At 65.3% G+C, this 16,979-nt stretch carries 13 protein-coding genes and 1 tRNA gene; 10 read left to right on the top strand and 4 right to left on the bottom strand.

Annotated features, from left to right (window positions below; genetic code table 11):
- Positions 1 to 234: 234 nt before the first annotated feature.
- Positions 235 to 1,578, bottom strand: a complete 1,344-nt coding sequence (locus IAG25_RS29775) for a YihY/virulence factor BrkB family protein (protein WP_187608027.1) — start codon at positions 1,576 to 1,578, stop codon at positions 235 to 237.
- Positions 1,579 to 1,804: 226 nt separating this feature from the next.
- On the opposite strand from IAG25_RS29775, the gene fdnG reads away from it, so the two are divergent.
- The 9 genes from fdnG (at position 1,805) to IAG25_RS29730 (ending at position 13,713) form a co-directional block, all read left to right on the top strand.
- Complete coding sequence (fdnG, locus tag IAG25_RS29770; protein ID WP_187608026.1) at positions 1,805 to 4,873, top strand: formate dehydrogenase-N subunit alpha; 3,069 nt, start codon at positions 1,805 to 1,807, stop codon at positions 4,871 to 4,873.
- 11 nt (positions 4,874 to 4,884) lie between these two features.
- Positions 4,885 to 5,829, top strand: a complete 945-nt coding sequence (gene fdxH, locus IAG25_RS29765) for a formate dehydrogenase subunit beta (RefSeq protein ID WP_035509277.1) — start codon at positions 4,885 to 4,887, stop codon at positions 5,827 to 5,829.
- The gene (locus tag IAG25_RS29760; protein WP_035509275.1) at positions 5,816 to 6,466 is read left to right on the top strand and encodes a formate dehydrogenase subunit gamma; all 651 of its coding nucleotides are present in this window, start codon (positions 5,816 to 5,818) and stop codon (positions 6,464 to 6,466) included. Before fdxH ends, IAG25_RS29760 begins: the two co-directional genes overlap by 14 nt.
- 80 nt (positions 6,467 to 6,546) lie before the next feature.
- The gene (fdhE, locus tag IAG25_RS29755) at positions 6,547 to 7,521 is read left to right on the top strand and encodes a formate dehydrogenase accessory protein FdhE (RefSeq protein ID WP_187608025.1); all 975 of its coding nucleotides are present in this window, start codon (positions 6,547 to 6,549) and stop codon (positions 7,519 to 7,521) included.
- Entirely contained in the window at positions 7,518 to 8,954 is a 1,437-nt protein-coding gene (gene selA, locus IAG25_RS29750; protein WP_187608024.1) for an L-seryl-tRNA(Sec) selenium transferase, read from the top strand. Before fdhE ends, selA begins: the two co-directional genes overlap by 4 nt.
- Complete coding sequence (gene selB / locus IAG25_RS29745) at positions 8,951 to 10,858, top strand: selenocysteine-specific translation elongation factor (RefSeq protein WP_187608023.1); 1,908 nt, start codon at positions 8,951 to 8,953, stop codon at positions 10,856 to 10,858. The genes selA and selB overlap by 4 nt, the downstream gene beginning before the upstream one ends.
- A gap of 35 nt (positions 10,859 to 10,893) precedes the next feature.
- Positions 10,894 to 12,897, top strand: a complete 2,004-nt coding sequence (locus tag IAG25_RS29740) for a VTT domain-containing protein (protein ID WP_187608022.1) — start codon at positions 10,894 to 10,896, stop codon at positions 12,895 to 12,897.
- A 40-nt stretch (positions 12,898 to 12,937) separates the two neighbouring features.
- A complete protein-coding gene (locus IAG25_RS29735) occupies positions 12,938 to 13,567 on the top strand; it encodes a DedA family protein (protein WP_035507231.1) in 630 nt (209 codons plus the stop codon).
- 50 nt (positions 13,568 to 13,617) lie between these two features.
- Positions 13,618 to 13,713 (top strand) — tRNA-Sec (locus IAG25_RS29730).
- Positions 13,714 to 13,736: 23 nt separating this feature from the next.
- Here IAG25_RS29730 and IAG25_RS29725 read toward each other — a convergent pair.
- From IAG25_RS29725 to IAG25_RS29715, 3 genes are read right to left on the bottom strand one after another with little or no spacing between them, the layout of a single operon-like run.
- Positions 13,737 to 14,480, bottom strand: coding sequence for an SDR family NAD(P)-dependent oxidoreductase (locus IAG25_RS29725; RefSeq protein WP_187608021.1), 744 nt, complete (start codon positions 14,478 to 14,480; stop codon positions 13,737 to 13,739).
- 9 nt (positions 14,481 to 14,489) lie between these two features.
- Positions 14,490 to 14,888, bottom strand: coding sequence for a DUF427 domain-containing protein (locus tag IAG25_RS29720; protein WP_187608020.1), 399 nt, complete (start codon positions 14,886 to 14,888; stop codon positions 14,490 to 14,492).
- Positions 14,889 to 14,926: 38 nt separating this feature from the next.
- Positions 14,927 to 15,673, bottom strand: a complete 747-nt coding sequence (locus tag IAG25_RS29715; protein WP_187608019.1) for an SDR family NAD(P)-dependent oxidoreductase — start codon at positions 15,671 to 15,673, stop codon at positions 14,927 to 14,929.
- A 203-nt stretch (positions 15,674 to 15,876) separates the two neighbouring features.
- On the opposite strand from IAG25_RS29715, the gene IAG25_RS29710 reads away from it, so the two are divergent.
- The gene (locus IAG25_RS29710) at positions 15,877 to 16,761 is read left to right on the top strand and encodes a LysR family transcriptional regulator (RefSeq protein ID WP_187608018.1); all 885 of its coding nucleotides are present in this window, start codon (positions 15,877 to 15,879) and stop codon (positions 16,759 to 16,761) included.
- The last annotated feature ends 218 nt before the right edge of the window (positions 16,762 to 16,979 follow it).

The following is a 16,979-nucleotide window of genomic DNA, read 5'->3' as shown; positions in this document are numbered from 1 at the left end:
ACTGTCTCGAAAAACACACACTCGGGCCTGACGCCCGCCTGTAAAGGTTTTCCGGCAGTCTAAAAACGAATTTTGGGAGACAGGCGTGTCTTGGAAAAGTTCCGCGCGCAATCGGACATTCGAATCGGGATTTTTAGCGCCGATATTCGATTACGCTCGATTCAAATAACAAACCGCTTTCTCGACGGCTGATTTTTCGGATTGGATGGACAGCCGTGTTGCAGCGCGTGAAAGTCAGTTTCGAAAGTCCGATGCGTCTTCGCGTGCGGAATCGCGCCGCGACAAAAGCGCAACCGCGATTCCCGCGCTCGCCGCGAAAAGCACCGCGCGCCACGGATGCCGCCGCACCGCCGCGTTGGCATTCGACGCCTTTCGGCCGGCGCCGACCATCGCGAGCGCGGTGACGCGAGTCGCGGTCGATTCCGCCCGCGCCAGCTTGCGCGACAACTCCAGCGCTCGTGCCACGGCGGACACCTTCTTGCGCGCCTGTCCTGTCAGTTGCTGCGCATGCTGCGCGCGGGCGCCGATCGCGCGTCGCGCGCTAGCCGGGACGGGCGCGTCCATGCGAGCGCTCGCCGGCGTGATGGGCGCGTCCGTCGACGCGCCAGCGGCCAGGGGCGTCGCGGAGCGCGTCGATGCGGCGAGCATCGAACCTATCTTCGCGCGGCTTCCGGGCGGCACATGGCCATTGTTCTGCTGTCCCCACGCGCCGCGCGGATCATGCAGACGCGCGCGCGCCGCCGAAAACTCCGCGCCGAGCAGGAGCACGGCGGCGGAGAAGTACAGCCACATCAGGAGCACCGCGAGCGATCCCGCCGCGCCGAACGCGCTCGCGGTGCCCGCGTGCGTCAGATACAGCGCGAACAGCTTCTTGCCCGCCGAGAACAGCAAAGCAGCGACGAGCCCGCCGACGAGCGCATCGCGCCATTCCACCGGCGCATCGGGCAAGAACTTGAGCAGCGCGCCGAACGCGACCGTGAGAATCGCGAGGCCGACGGCGAGTTGCACGACATCGCCGACGATCACGAACGGCGAATTCGCCCACAGCCACATGCCGACCGCCTGAATCGCGGTATCGAGCACGAGCGAAACGATCAGCAGAAACGCGACGCCGAGCACGAGCCCGAACGACACGAGCCGCACGCGCACCATCGCCATGACGCTGGAACGCTGATCGCCCGTCATCGGCCAGACGATATTGAGCGCCGTATTGAGCGATGAAAACGTCGCCGACGCGCCGACCGCCAGCAGCACGAACGAAATGATCGCGGCAATGCCGGTCCCGCCGCTGCGATGCGCGTTCTCCACGATGCTCTGCACGCCGGAGGCGGCCTGATCGCCCAGGAGTCCGTTCACCTGATGAAAGAGCTGCCCGCGCGCGGCTTCCGGCCCGAACACCCAGCCCGCGACGGCGATCACCATGACAAGTGTCGGCGCGAGCGAGAACGCCGAGTAGAAGGCGATGCTCGCGGCCATCGCGGCGCAGCGGTTTTCCGAGAACTGCTTGAGCGCACCGAGCACCCAGGAAGCATCTTTTTTCACGACCGCTTCGATCTTCTGCGTGGACACGGAACTCATGACGACCTCTCGATTCGATGATGGAGCGCGGATGCCCGGCGACGTTCATCCGTTCGAGCACGTTCCATTCCAGAACATGCGCAGGCGGGCCTGCGATTTGCTAAACGAGCGAAGTTTGTGTCGGCGAACGGGCGCATTGGTGCAAACACCGTGTCAACGCGTCTGCGAGATGTAATCGGTCACCATATACTTTAGAAACCCACTTTACGACGCGTCGAGGGCAATCATGCTCCAGATGTCACGGCGACAGTTCCTGAAGGTCTCCGCGAGCACGCTGGCCGGTTCGAGCCTGGTGGCAATGGGCTTCTCTCCGGCACCCGCGCTTGCCGAAGTCCGGCAGTACAAACTGTCGCGCACCACGGAAACGCGCAATACCTGCCCGTACTGCTCGGTCGGGTGCGGCATCCTGATGTACGGCCTCGGCGACAACGCCAAGAATGCAAAGGCCAGCATCATCCATATCGAAGGCGATCCGGATCATCCGGTCAATCGCGGCACGCTCTGCCCGAAAGGCGCCTCGCTCATCGACTTCATTCATAGCCCGAGCCGGCTGTCGTATCCCGAGCATCGCGCGCCGGGGTCGAACGAGTGGAAACGCATCTCGTGGGAAGAGGCGCTCGATCGCATCGCCGTGCTGCTCAAGGAAGATCGCGATGCGAACTTCGTCGAGACGACGCCCGACGGCAAGAAGGTCAATCGCTGGCTGACCTCGGGCTTTCTCGCGGCGTCGGCTGCGAGCAACGAGGTCGGCTATCTGACGCACAAGACCGTGCGCAGCTGGGGGATGCTCGCATTCGATAATCAGGCGCGTGTCTGACATGGCCCGACGGTGGCAGGTCTTGCCCCGACGTTTGGCCGTGGAGCGATGACGAACCATTGGGTCGACATCAAGAACACCGACCTGATTCTCGTGATGGGCGGCAATGCGGCCGAGGCGCACCCGTGTGGCTTCAAGTGGGTGACCGAGGCGAAGGCGCATCGGCGGGCGCGGCTCATCGTCGTGGATCCGCGCTTCACGCGCACGGCATCGGTCGCGGATTTCTACGCGCCGATCCGCACCGGCACGGACATCGCGTTCCTGGGCGGCGTCATCAACTATCTGCTCACGAACGACAAGATCCAGCACGAGTACGTGAAGAATTACACGGACATGTCGTTCATCGTGCGCGAGGACTTCGCGTTCAAGGACGGCCTGTTCTCCGGCTACGACGCTGAAAAACGCAAGTACGACAAATCGAGCTGGGACTACGAGCGCGGCGAGGACGGCTACGTCAAGACCGACCCGACGTTGCAGCATCCGCGCTGCGTCTACAACCTGCTCAAGCAGCACTACGCCGCCTACACGCCCGAGATGGTGACGAAAGTCTGCGGCACGCCGACCGACAAGTTCCTCAAGGTCTGCGAGATGCTCGCGACCACCGCCGCGCCGAATCGCGCGGGCACGATCCTCTATGCGCTCGGCTGGACGCATCACTCGGTCGGCGCGCAGATGATCCGCACGGGCGCGATGGTGCAGCTTCTGCTCGGCAATATCGGCATCGCGGGCGGCGGCATGAACGCGCTGCGCGGGCATTCGAACATTCAGGGCTTGACGGACCTCGGCCTGATGTCGAACCTGCTGCCCGGCTACATGACCTTGCCAATGGAAGGCGAACAGGACTACGAGGAGTTCATCAAGAAGCGCGCGGCGCAGCCGCTGCGGCCGAATCAACTGAGCTACTGGAAAAACTATCGCGCGTTCCACGTGAGCTTCATGAAATCGTGGTGGGGCGACAACGCGACGGCAGAAAACAACTTCGGCTTCGACTACCTGCCGAAGCTCGACAAGTCCTACGACATGCTGCAGGTCTTCGAGCTGATGGCCGCGGGCAAGATGAACGGCTATATCTGCCAGGGCTTCAATCCGCTCGCGGCGGCGCCGAACAAGGCGAAGATCGGGCTGGGCCTGTCGAAGCTGAAGTGGCTCGTCATCATGGACCCGCTCGCGACGGAAACGTCGGAGTTCTGGAAGAACCACGGCGAATTCAACGATGTCGATGCGTCGAAGATCCAGACCGAAGTCTTCCGTCTGCCGACGAGCTGTTTCGCGGAAGAGCGCGGCTCGCTCGTGAGTTCGTCGCGTGTGCTGCAATGGCACTGGCAGGGCACGACGCCTCCCGGCGAGGCGAAGAGCGACCTGGAGATCATGTCGGGCCTGTGGCTGCGCATGCGCAAGGCTTATCAGGAGAAAGGCGGCAAGTATCCCGATCCGATCCTGAAGATGACGTGGCCGTATGCGGACCCGGAGAGCCCGACGCCCGAAGAGATGGCGATGGAGTTCAACGGCCGCGCGCTCGCCGACGTCACCGATCCCGCCGATCAGACGAAAGTGCTCGCGAAACGCGGCGAGCAGTTGTCGAGCTTCGCGCAACTGCGCGACGACGGCTCGACCGCGAGCGGCTGCTGGATCTTCTGCGGCTCGTGGACCCAGGCGGGCAACCAGATGGGCCGGCGCGACAACTCGGACCCGACGGGCATCGGCCAGACGCTCGGCTGGGCGTGGGCATGGCCGGCGAACCGCCGCGTGCTGTACAACCGCGCATCGTGCGATGTGAACGGCAAGCCGTTCGATCCGTCGAGAAAGCTCGTCGCGTGGAACGGACGCGCGTGGACGGGACCGGACATCCCCGACTTCAAGGTCGACGAGCCGCCGGACAAGGGCATGAGCCCGTTCATCATGAACCCGGAAGGCGTCGCGCGTTTCTTCGCGCGCGACGGCATGAACGAAGGGCCGTTCCCCGCGCATTACGAACCGTTCGAAACGCCGCTCGGCTACAACCCGTTCTTCCCGGACAACAAGGCCGTGACGAGCAATCCGGCCGCGCGCGTATTCGCCGACGATCGCGCCGCGTTCGGCACCGCCGACAAGTTCCCGGACACCGCGACCACCTACCGGCTCACCGAGCACTTCCACTACTGGACCAAGCACGCGCGCCTGAACGCGATCGTGCAGCCGCAGCAGTTCGTGGAGATCGGCGAGGAGCATGCGAAGGAAGTGGGCGTCGTCGCGGGGGATCGCGTGAAGGTGTCGAGCAATCGCGGGCATATCGTCGCGGTGGCGCTCGTCACAAAGCGCATCAAGCCGCTGACCGTGGAGGGCAAGAAGGTGCACACCGTCGGCCTGCCGTTGCACTGGGGCTTCAAGGGCCTCGCGCAGCCGGGCTATCTCGTCAACACTCTCACGCCTTCCGTGGGCGACGGAAACTCGCAGACACCCGAGTTCAAGTCGTTTCTCGTGAAGGTCGAGAAGGCATAAGGGGGAACGAGATGGCTCTGCAATCGCTCGATATCAAGCGACTCTCGGCGACGACCGTGCCGCAGACGCAGGTGCGCGAGCCGGTCACGGGGACGGTGGCGAAGCTCATCGACGTGTCGAAGTGCATCGGCTGCAAGGCGTGTCAGACGGCCTGCATGGAGTGGAACGACCTGCGCGACGACATCGGTCACACGACCGGCGTGTACGACAACCCGCGCGACCTCACGGAGCATTCGTGGACGGTGATGCGCTTCACCGAATACGAGAATCCGAAGGGCGACCTCGAATGGCTGATCCGCAAGGACGGCTGCATGCATTGCGAGGACCCGGGGTGTCTGAAGGCGTGTCCATCGCCGGGCGCGATCGTGCAGTACACGAACGGCATCGTGGATTTTCACGAGGAGAACTGCATCGGTTGCGGGTATTGCATCACCGGCTGTCCGTTCAACATTCCGCGGCTCTCGAAGGAAGATCATCGCGTGTACAAGTGCACGCTGTGCTCGGACCGCGTCGCGGTCGGACAGGAGCCCGCATGCGTGAAGACGTGCCCGACCGGCGCGATCATGTTCGGCACCAAGGTGGACATGCAGGCGCAGGCGGCGGAGCGTATCGAAGACCTGAAGGAGCGCGGCTTCGCGAACGCGGGACTGTACGATCCGGCGGGCGTGGGCGGCACGCATGTGATGTACGTGCTCCATCACGCCGATCAGCCCGAGCTGTATCACGGGCTCGCGAAGGACCCGCACATCAGCCCGCTCGTGTCGATCTGGAAGGGCGTGACGAAGCCGCTCGCGATGGCGGGCATCGCGCTGGCGGCGCTCGCGGGCTTCTTCCATTACACGCGCATCGGCCCGAACGAAGTCAGCGAGGATGACGAACTGGAAGCGCATCGCGAAGCGGAAGAGGTGCGGCGTCGGCGGGAAGGCGGACAGGAGCGCGAAGATGAAACACGATAGCGAACTGCGTGACGTGAAGGGGCATCGTCTGATCGTGCGCTATACGCCGAACGAACGCACGAATCACTGGATCACCGCGATCACGTTCGTGCTGCTCGCGCTTTCCGGGCTCGCGATGTTCCATCCGTCGATGTCATGGCTCTATGCGATTTTCGGCGGCGGGCAGTGGACGCGCATTCTGCATCCGTTCGTCGGCTGCGTGATGTTCATCTCGTTCCTGATTCTCGCGCTGCGCTTCTGGCATCACAACTATCTGGACCGGAACGACATCCAGTGGATGAAGCAGATGAACGACGTGCTCACCAATCGCGAGGATCGTCTGCCGGAAATCGGCAAATACAACGCGGGACAGAAGCTGCTGTTCTTCGTGATGGTCGCGAGCCTCGTGCTGCTGCTGCTGAGCGGGATCGTGATATGGCGCGCGTACTTCGCGTTCTATTTTCCGATCACGGTGATTCGTATCGCGTCGGTCGTGCATGCGGCGACGGCGTTCGTGCTGATCGTGTCGATCATCGTGCATATCTACGCCGCGCTGTGGGTGAAAGGGTCGATCGGCGCGATGACGCGCGGCACGGTCACGTATGGATGGGCGAGGAAGCATCATCCGCGGTGGTTTAGGGATGTGATCGGGAAGTAAGTACGTGCGGGGTGCGGTCCATTTCATATCGATTTAGCTGATATGCTTGGTTGATCGCTCCCCCCGCGAGGAAACCTTCCGTGGTCCAACGCATAGTCGAAGCCGCGCGAATCGAATCGCTCGATCCATCGGCGATTCCGCGCTTGCGCATGCCGGAGCGCGCAACGATATTCGCCGCGCGCGCCGCGCGTCTTCTGCAACTCGCCGACGCGAGCAATCCCATCGCCGGTTATCTGCGCCTGATGGCCGCGCTCGCCGATGCCCAGCAGCGCGTGCTAACGAGCTTCAATGCGCCGATGCCCTCGCGCGCATCGATCGAACTGAATCAGCGTCATTCGATGCCGATCGTCCCCGCGCTTAGCGATGCGCGCGATCCCGCGTGGCGAGACGTGCTCTTCATGCTGCTCGACAGCATCGAGGCCGCGGGCGCGCTGACACCCGCGCTCACGCAACTCGTCGGCCGCCTGCGCGCGCTGGACGCCGCCTCGCTCGACAGCCACGCCGACGCGATCCTCGCGCTGCGCTTCGCCGAGATCGATCCGGCCGCGGCGCCCTTCATCGCGGCCGCGCTGCAAGTCGTGTGGACCGATCTCGCGAGCCGCATCGACATGAGCGACGTGCCGTATCTCGACACGCCCGGCGTATGTCCCGTCTGCGGTTCGGTGCCGGTGGCGAGCATCGTGCGCGTCGGCGGTGTGTACGACGGCTATCGCTACGCGCAATGCGGCCTCTGCGCGACGGAGCTTCACGTGGTCCGCGCCAAATGCACGAACTGCGATTCGACCAAGGGCATCGCCTATCACGTGATGGGCACCGGCGACGAACCCGAAAGCGAGAAATCCGCGAGGGCGAAAGGCGCGCCGCTCAAGGCGGAGTCGTGCGACGAATGCGGCACGTATCGCAAGATCGGCTATCAGGAGAAGGCCTATGATTTCGAGCCTTATGCCGACGATCTCGCGAGCCTCACGCTCGACCTGTTGATGGGCGAAGCCGGCTATCGGCGTGCGTCGCCGCATCCGTGGCTGTGGCCCGAACATTCGGAAGACGATCGATGAGCGACGTCAAAGGCGGCGAGGGCGGCGAACTGCGCGCATTGATGGCCCGCGTGCCATCGGTCGAGCGCGTGCTGGCGTCGGCGGAATTCGAGGCGGTGATCGCCGCATACGGGCGCACGCAGACGCTCGCCGCATTACGCGAAACGCTCGATGCATGGCGCGCCGATGCGCAGGCAGGCCGCGCATCCGTCGATGCCCTGAGCGATGCGCAACTCGCGCGCACGGTCGATGCGCGGCTCGCGAAGCGCGCGCGCAGCAGCGTGCGCAGCGTCTTCAATCTGACGGGCACGGTGCTGCATACGAATCTCGGCCGCGCGCTCCTGCCCGACGAAGCGGTGCGGGCGGTGGCCGAGATTCTCACGCGGCCCGCGAATCTCGAATTCGATCTCGACACGGGCGCGCGCGGCGATCGCGACGATCTCATCAACGGCCTGATCTGCGAGCTGACGGGCGCCGAAGCCGCGACGGTCGTGAACAACAACGCGGCGGCCGTGCTGCTCACGCTGTCCGCGCTCGCATCGCGCAAGGAAGTGATCGTGTCGCGCGGCGAGCTCGTCGAGATCGGCGGCGCGTTTCGCATCCCCGACATCATGAGCCGCGCGGGCGCGAAGCTGCGCGAGGTCGGCACGACGAATCGCACGCATCTGAAAGACTACGACGAAGCGATCAACGCGAAAACCGCGCTGCTGATGAAGGTCCATTGCAGCAACTACGCGGTGAGCGGCTTCACGAAGGAAGTGACGCTCGCGGAACTCGCGCCGCTCGCGAAAGCGCGCGGGCTGCCCGTCGCGATGGATCTCGGCAGCGGCACGCTCGTCGATCTCGCGCAATGGGGCTTGCCGCGCGAGGCGACGGTGCGCGAGACCGTCGCGGCGGGCGCGGATCTCGTCACCTTCAGCGGCGACAAGCTGCTGGGCGGGCCGCAGGCGGGGCTGATCGTCGGGCGGCGCGAGCTTATCGCGAAGATCAAGAAGCATCCGCTGAAGCGCGCATTGCGCGTCGGCAAGCTGACGCTCGCGGCGCTCGAAGCGGTGTTGCGCCTGTATCGCGCGCCCGAAACGCTGTCCCAACGTCTCACGACCTTGCGTCTTCTCACGCGTCCCGCCGATGCCATGAGGCTCGCGGCCGAGCGCATCGAGCCTGCGCTGCAGGCCTTTGTCGGCGGCGAATTCACGGTCGGCGCCGAACCGATGTTCAGCCAGATCGGCAGCGGCGCGTTGCCCGTCGATGTGTTGCCGAGCTACGGGCTCGCGGTGCGTCTCGCGAGCGGCAAGCGTCCGGGCGGCGCGCTCAACCGCATCGAGAAGCGGCTGCGCGACTTGCCGCGGCCGGTGCTCGGGCGCATCGCGGACGGCGCATTGCGGCTCGATCTGCGCTGTCTCGAAGAGGCCGATGAAGCCGCGTTCGTCGCGCAACTGGAAGCACGCGAATGATCGTCGGCACGGCGGGGCATATCGACCATGGCAAGACCACGCTCGTGCGCGCGTTGTCGGGCGTGGACACCGATCGGCTGAAGGAAGAGAAGGCGCGCGGCATATCCATCGAACTGGGTTATGCGTACGTGCCTTTGAACGACGGCGGCGTGCTCGGCTTCATCGACGTGCCCGGACACGAGAAGCTCGTGCACACGATGGCGGCGGGCGCGTGCGGCATCGACTTCGCCTTGCTCGTGATCGCCGCCGACGATGGCGTGATGCCGCAAACACGCGAGCATCTCGCGATACTCGAACTGCTCGGCGTGACGCGCGGCGCGGTCGCGGTGACCAAGTGCGATCGCGTGGAGGCATCGCGCGTGCGCGAGGTGCATGCGCAAATCGAAGCGCTGCTCGCGGACGGCCCGTTGCGCGGCGCACCGTTGTTCGACACCGATGCAACCAGCGCCGACGATGCAGGCGTCGCCGTACTGGACGCGCATCTTCGCGATGCCGCCGCGCACTGGCGCACGCGTCGCGACGACGGCTTTTTCCGGCTCGCGGTCGATCGCGTGTTCACGTTGACGGGACAAGGCACGATCGCGACGGGCACGGTCTTCGCGGGCCGCGCGAACGTCGGCGACATGCCGGCGCTCGCGCCGCGCGAACCGTCCGGTGCGCCCGTGCGCGTGCGCAGCATTCATGCGCAGAACCGCGCGGCGCAGACGGGGGGAGCGGGCGAGCGCTGCGCGCTCAATCTCGCGGGCATCGACAAGGATGCGCTCGCGCGTGGCGACTGGATCGTCGATACGCGGCTCGCGCGTGCATCCGAACGGCTCGATGTCGAACTGACCTTGCTCGCGGACGCGCAGCTCACGCTCACGCATTGGGCGCCCTTGCATGTGCATCTCGGCACGACGCATCGCGTCGCGCATGTCGCGCTGCTCGAAGCCGACACGCTGGCATCGGGGCATACCGCGCGCGCGCAGCTCGTCTTCGAACAACCCGTTTGCGCGCTGCCCGGCGACCGCTTCATCGTGCGCAATGCGCAGGCGAACCGGACGGTCGGCGGCGGCCGCGTGCTCGATCCGTTCGCGCCCGCCCGCAAACGCCGCACGCCACAACGCCGCGCATGGCTCGATGCGCTCGTCGCGATGCTGGACACGGGCCGCGTCGATGCGCTCTTCGAAGAAGCGCCGTACGGCTTGCCGCGCTCGCTGATCGAGCATCTGCATGGGCGATCGATATCGCCGGAAGGTCTGCGCGCCGTTTCCACGCACGACGACACGCTTTACATTGCAGCGCGTCATTGGGATGCCATGACAACACGTCTCATCGATGCGCTCGCCGCATTCCACGAACGCTTTCCCGATGAGCAGGGCCCCGACACCGCGCGCCTGCGCCGCATGGCCGCGCCGCTCGCGCCCGATGCGCTGTGGCGCGCACTCGTCGACAATGCGGTGGCGAGCGGATCGATCGCGAGAAGCGGGCCGTGGCTGCATCTGCCATCGCACTCGGTGACGCTCGACGAACGGGAAGAAACGCTGGCGCGCGCGGTGCTCGCATCGCTCGAAGAAGGGCGCTTCGAGCCGCCGTGGGTGCGCGATCTCGCCCGCGCGCACGGCATCGGCGAGGACGAGATGCGCAGGCTCCTCAAAAAGCTCGCACGGCGCGGCGACGTGTATCAAGTGGTGCGCGATCTGTTCTACTGCCGCGCGTCGATCGGCGCATTGGCGGAACTCGTCGCGCAGCAGGCGCAAACGCAGGGCGGCGCGATCGGCGCGGCCGCTTTCCGCGATGCGAGTGCGCTCGGCCGCAAACGCGCGATACAGATTTTGGAGTTCTTCGACCGGGTTGGGTACACTCGATTCCACCGCGACCTTCACCTGTTGCGCGGCGATAGCCGCTGGCACGGGTCCGTCTGACGATTGCGCGTTAGCGCTTTCGCCTGTCGAGCACGATGGAGCATTCCTACTTCAAGCTGTTGCACCTCTTGTCGGGCCACCCGGAGTGGGCGCTCGCGGTGGTGCTCCTCGCGTCGTTTCTCGAATCGGTCGCGTTCATCGGCACCTTCGTGCCGGGCAGCACCGCGATGTTCATTGCCGGCGCGCTCGTCGGCGCGGGCGCGCTGAATCTCGGCTGGGTATTCGTCTGCGCGATCGCGGGCGCCATCGCTGGCGACGCCGCGAGTTTCTGGTTCGGCCAGCACTATGCGGACAGGATCGCGCAGATGTGGCCGTTTCGCGCGCATCCGGGCGCGCTCGTCGCCGGCAAAAAATATTTCGATGCGCACGGCGCGAAGAGCGTCGTGCTCGCGCGCTTCGTCGCGCCGATGCGCGCCGTCGTGCCCGTCGTCGCGGGCGTGGCGGGCATGACGCCCGCGCGGTTCCTCGCCGTCAACATTCTGAGCGCGCTCATCTGGGCGCCGACGCATATCCTGCCGGGCGTCGTGTTCGGCGCGTCGATCGAATTGGCGGGCGCGGTGTCGATCCGGCTCGTCGTGATCCTCATCATCGTCACCGCGCTCTGCTGGATCGTGTTCAATCTCACGCGGCTGATCGTGTCGCACGCGATGCGCTGGACCATCGCGTCGCGCGAGGCGCTGCTCGCGTGGGCGCAGACGGGCGACAGCCTGCCGGCGCGGCTCGTGTCGCGCGCGCTCGATCCGGGCAATCCGGCGACCGGCCTCATCGTGACGATCTCGGTGCTGCTGCTCGCCTCCGCGATCCTCTTTTTCTCGGTGCTCGCGAATGTCGCGCGCGGCGCATCGATCGTGCAGGTCGATGTGTCGATCTATCGGCTGCTGCAATCGTTCCGCTCGACCTGGGCCGATTCGATCCTCGACGGCGCGGCGACTCTCGGCAGCACGCAAACGCTGCTCGCGCTCGGCGCGATGGTCATCGTGTGGATGAGCTTCGAGCGGCGCTGGCGCACAGTCGCATACTGGGTCGTGGCGGTGGCGTTTTCGCAGTTGCTCGTCGCGGCGATCCGCTTCACCGCGCACGAACCGGTGCCGGTCTCCTTCGCGCCGACGGAGCACAGCTTTCCGAGCAGCCATGTGGCGGCGACTGTCGTTATCTACGGCTTTCTCGCGTTCTTGCTGCTGCGGCGCGTGGGCCTGCTGACGGGCGTATTCATCGCGACGGCGACATCGGCCATCGTCACGGCGGTCGGCCTCGCGGGGCTGTATTTCGGCCGCTTCACGATCTCCGATGCGCTCGGCAGCGCGGCGCTCGCGGCCGCGTGGGTCTTTCTGATCGCGCTCACGGCCGTATGGCGCAACCCCGGCAAGCCGAAACCGCGGCCCCTGATGCCGATTGCCGTGCTGGCCGTGATCTGCGCGAGCGTCGCGCTGCAATTGAGCGACGACACGGAGGCGCACAGCGCGGCGCCTTCGACCGTCGTCATCACGCCGATACAGTGGACCGATACGGTCTGGCGCACGTTTTCGTGCTATCGGGCGAACATGGAGGGCGATCGTCGCGAGCCGATCACCGTGCAATGGGCGGCGACGCCCGAGCAGATTCGCGCGCAGTTGATGTCGCGCGGCTGGACGGAGGTATCGCATGTAAGCTTGAAGAGCGTGATGTCGGTGGTGTTGCCGAATGCGCCCGCGATCGAATTGCCCGCGTTGCCGCGCCTGAACAACGGCGAGCCGTCGAAGCTCGTGTTCGCGCGCTCGTCTCGTGGCGCGGACGAGCGCGACGTGCTGCGCTTCTGGCCGACGCATTACGAAGTGCGCCAGGGCACGGGCGCGCCGCCTGCGCCGATCTGGCTCGGTTCGGTCGTGCACGAGCGCCTGCGGCGTCCGTCGTGGCCGTTCAACGTGCTGAGACCGGACCGGCGCGTCGATCCGATGGCCTTCGATCAGGGCGAGGCATCGCCCTGGCGCGGCATCGAAATTGCGAGTAGTGCGGGATGTGGAAGCGTGCCGGTGATGCTCGTCGAGTCGAGGTCCGAATGAGGTTTCGATTGATGCGTCGCAGGCCATCGAGAGGTGCCGATTGATCCAAATTCCGCCGTCGGCGATCGTGCAATGGGGCAGCGCGGCCGTGTTCGCGAATGTCCTCTTGACGCGTCTTGGCGTGCCGCTGCCCTCCGCGCCGTTGCTCGTGTTCGCGGGCTCGGCCGTGGCGAGCGGACGATTGTCCTTCGCGCACGTTCTGTTCGCCGCGCTGTGCGGCGCATTGCTCGGCGACAGCGTGTGGTTCTCGGCAGGGCGCATCTACGGGCGTCGGCTCGTCGCGGCGCTGTCACGCCGATCGTATGCGGTCGATAGCGGCATGCGCACGACGGGCGAGTTGTTCGAACGGCACGGCGCGCCGATCGTCGCGGTATCGAAGTTTGTGCCTGGGCTCGGGCTCGTCACGCCGCCGCTGATGGGCACGACGCAGATCGCGGTGCTCGCGTTCTTCTTCTGGGATACGGCGGGAATCGTCGCGTGGGCGTCGTTCTGGCTGCTGGGCGGCGCGCTTTTCGAGCATCAATTGCATCTCGCCGTGCTCGCGCTCGAATCGCATGGCGCGACGGTCGTGGATGTGCTCGTCGCGGCGGCGTTGCTGTATTGCATTTATCGATTGATGCGGCGGAGGCAGCCGCGTGCGCATCCGCATCCCGACGATAGCGGCGGGTGACGACGCGCCGTTATAATCGGACGCCCGGACGGATTCTCGCCGTGGGTCAGGGAAGGCATCCGTATCCGGTGGTGCGGCCGGGCTTCAAACCCGGTAGGGGGTGTCAGACACTCTCTGGTCGGTTCGACTCCGGCTGCCTTCCGCCAGTTGGTCTTCTTGAGAAGCCGCGTCATGCCGCCGTTCGGCCACCGTTCACGCGCAGCACTTCCCCCGTCATGAAACTGGCCGACGCCACATACACGATCGCATCGGCGATTTCCTCCGGGGTGCCCGCGCGCCTGAGCGGCACCGTGTCGAGAAACGCGGCCTTGCGCTCCGGTGTCAGCGTGAGCCGGTCGAGCATCGGCGTTTGCACGGGTCCGGGCGCGACGGCGTTGACGCGCACGCCGAAAGCAGCGGCTTCCAGCGCTCCGGACTTCGTCAGCCCTTCGACTGCGTGCTTGCTCGCGACATAAAGCGATGCGCCCGCCGCGCCGCGCGCGCCCATCGTCGAGGACACGTTGACGATGCTGCCGCCGCGTTGCGCCGACATCACGCGCAACTCATGCTTCATCGCGAGCAAGGTGCCGAGCACGTTCGTGTCGAACACGGCTGCGTAGCGCGCGGCCGTCTGCTCGACTACGGGCATCGACTCGCCTTCGATGCCCGCCGCGTTCACCGCGATATCGAGCCTTCCGAAGCGCGCGACCGCATATTCGACGAGCGCCTGCACGTCCTCTTCGATACGCACATCGGCCTCGATGAACTCCGCTTGCGCGCCGAGCGAGCGCAGCGTGTCGGCGAGCGCGTGACCTTCGTCCACGCGCCGGCCTGTAATCACGACGTTGGCGTTCGAGCGCGCGAAGGCGAGCGCGCTCGCGCGGCCGATGCCGCTCAGCGCGCCGGTGACGAGTACCACTTTCTGGTCGTTCATGCCGGTTCCTTATGCATGTTCTTCGATCGAATCGACGCGATCGGTGTAGAACGCGAGATGCTCGCGGATCGGCTCGACCGCGGGATAGGGCGCTTCGTAAGTCCAGACCGCATTGACGGCGCGCTCGCCTCCCGAGGCGATCGAAAAGTACGCGGCATCGCCCTTGTACGGGCAGTACGTCGCGTGGTCGGTGCGTTCGAGCTGGGCCATATCGACATCCTTTCTCGGGATGTAGAACACAGGTGGGTAATGCGCTTCGCGCAGCGTCAGCGCATCGCGCGTATCGGCGACGATGCGCCCCGCGATGGTAACCACGACGCGCGAAGGATTGCGCTCGATCGTGATCGGATGATCGGGTCCGGGAATCTTCACGGTTCGCGCCGTGTTCGTGATGGTTGTGGTGGGCATGGTGATGCTCCTGAATTGATTCGGAGTACGAATAATACTTAGAGTTTCGATCCGCCGTCGACGCGCAGCGTATCGCCTGTGATCCAGCGCGCCTTGTCGGACGCGAGGAAGCTCACCGCGCCGGCGATGTCCTCAGGCTGCGCAATGCGCTTCAGCGCCTGAAGGCTCAGCGTGTAGTCGCGGCCTTCGTCGGTGCTTGCGAAGCTCGACATGTCGGTCGCGACGACGCCGGGCGCGACGGCGTTCACCCGCACGCCACGCTCGCCGAGCGCGGACGCGAAGTGCCGCACGAGCGTATCGACCGCGCCCTTCGTCGCTGCGTACGCGGCCAGCTCGCCGACCGACGCGCGCGCCGCCAGCGACGAAAGCAGCACGACGCTGCTGCCGTCGGTCAGCATCGGCAGAAGCTGCTGCACGAGAAAGAACGGCGCGCGCACGTTGACGGCGAAGAGCGCGTCGAAGTCCTCGACCGTCGTATCTTCGATGCTCGCGGCTTTCGCGATCCCCGCGTTCGCGACCAGCACGTCCAGCCGTCCGCCGACCACAGCGCGCACCTGGCTGGCGAGCGCATGCGGACCGTCGGCGCTGCGCAGATCGGCGGCGACTTTCTGCGCGTGTCCGCCGCTGGCGATGATTTCAGCGACGGTCGCATCGGCGGCCTCCTCGTTGCTGCTGTAATGCACGAGCACGCGTGCACCGGCGCGGCCCAGCGCGAGCGCGATGGCGCGGCCGATGCCACGGGATGCGCCCGTGACGAGCGCGGTTTTTCCATTGAGGTCATTCATGACGAGACTCCTTGCTTTGCATGAGGGATAGAGGGCGATAACTTCGGCGTATGGCTGAAGAACCGCCTTGCTGAAATCGACTGCGCCGAATGCGACTGCTGATGAGCAATCTAGCCCTCGCTTGCGCAAAGAAAAAAGACTTTGTAGGCTGGCGGGTATGCCTCGAAAGCATGGCCCGCGAATTGGACAGAACAGGAGGGACGATGGAGCTGCGCCATCTGCGTTATTTCGTTGCCGTCGCGGAAACGGGCAGCCTCACGGTCGCCGCCGAGCAGCGGTTGTTCACGTCGCAGCCATCGCTCAGCCGGCAAATTCGCGATCTGGAGGACGAAGTGCGGGCGGAGCTATTCAGCCGCAGTGCGCGCGGCGTCGAGCTGACGGCATCCGGCAAGGCGTTTCTCGACCATGCACGGCTCGCGCTGGCCCAGGTCGACGCGGCCGTCGAGGCGGCGCGCCGCGCAGCGAGCCCCGCCAAACAGGTGTTCGCACTCGGCTTTCTGACCGGGCAGGAAATGACGTGGCTGCCTCGCGCGATGCAGGTATTGCGCGACGAGTTGCCGAACATCGACGTGACGGTATCGAGCGGCTACTCGCCGGATCTCGCCGACGCGGTGGCGCGCGGCAAGCTCGACCTTGCGTTCGTGCGCAGGGAGCCGGGGCTGGACCTCGAATATCACGTGATCCATCGCGAGAAACTCGTCGTGCTGATGCCGAGCGATCACCGGCTGACGTCGAAAAGCGCCATAGGGCCATCGGATTTGCGGGGCGAGACCTTCGTCATGGCGTCGAACAAGGCGCGTGTCCTGCACGACGTGGTCGCGCAATATTTGCGGGAAAACGGCATCGATCCGAAGCCTGAGCATGGCGTCGACAATCTCGCGATGGCCATGTCGCTCGTCGCGTCGACGCGCGGGGTTTCGCTGATGCCCGAGTACGCGAACAATCTGCTGCCGTGGTCGGTAGTGAGCCGGCCGCTGGAAGGCGAAGCGCCGACCGTCGATCTTGCGCTCGGCTACAGCCGTTCGAATGCATCGCCGGTGCTGAAAATGTTTTTATCCAGAGCGGATGAACTGACCGCCGCAAACTGAGCGGCCGGCGCCGGAGCGCCGCGGCTTAAGGGAAAAGTGCGTATAAAATGGCTGATTGTGAGAATAAAATTTCCAGGCGGTCGGTGGTTCGCGTGGTTGAACACATCGTTGCACCACGGGACTTTTCTTTTTCGGTGACGGCCGCGCCGGAAAGGCGATAATGGCTCATCGAGCAAATACATACTGGACAGGGACGCAGGCTCCGCTGACGGAGAAAT

The sequence above is a fragment of the Caballeronia sp. EK genome (assembly GCF_014384845.1).
Taxonomy (GTDB): Bacteria; Pseudomonadota; Gammaproteobacteria; order Burkholderiales; family Burkholderiaceae; genus Caballeronia; species Caballeronia jiangsuensis.
The sequence above is the reverse complement of the archived record's forward strand: the minus strand, read 5'-3'. Positions and strand labels throughout refer to the sequence as shown.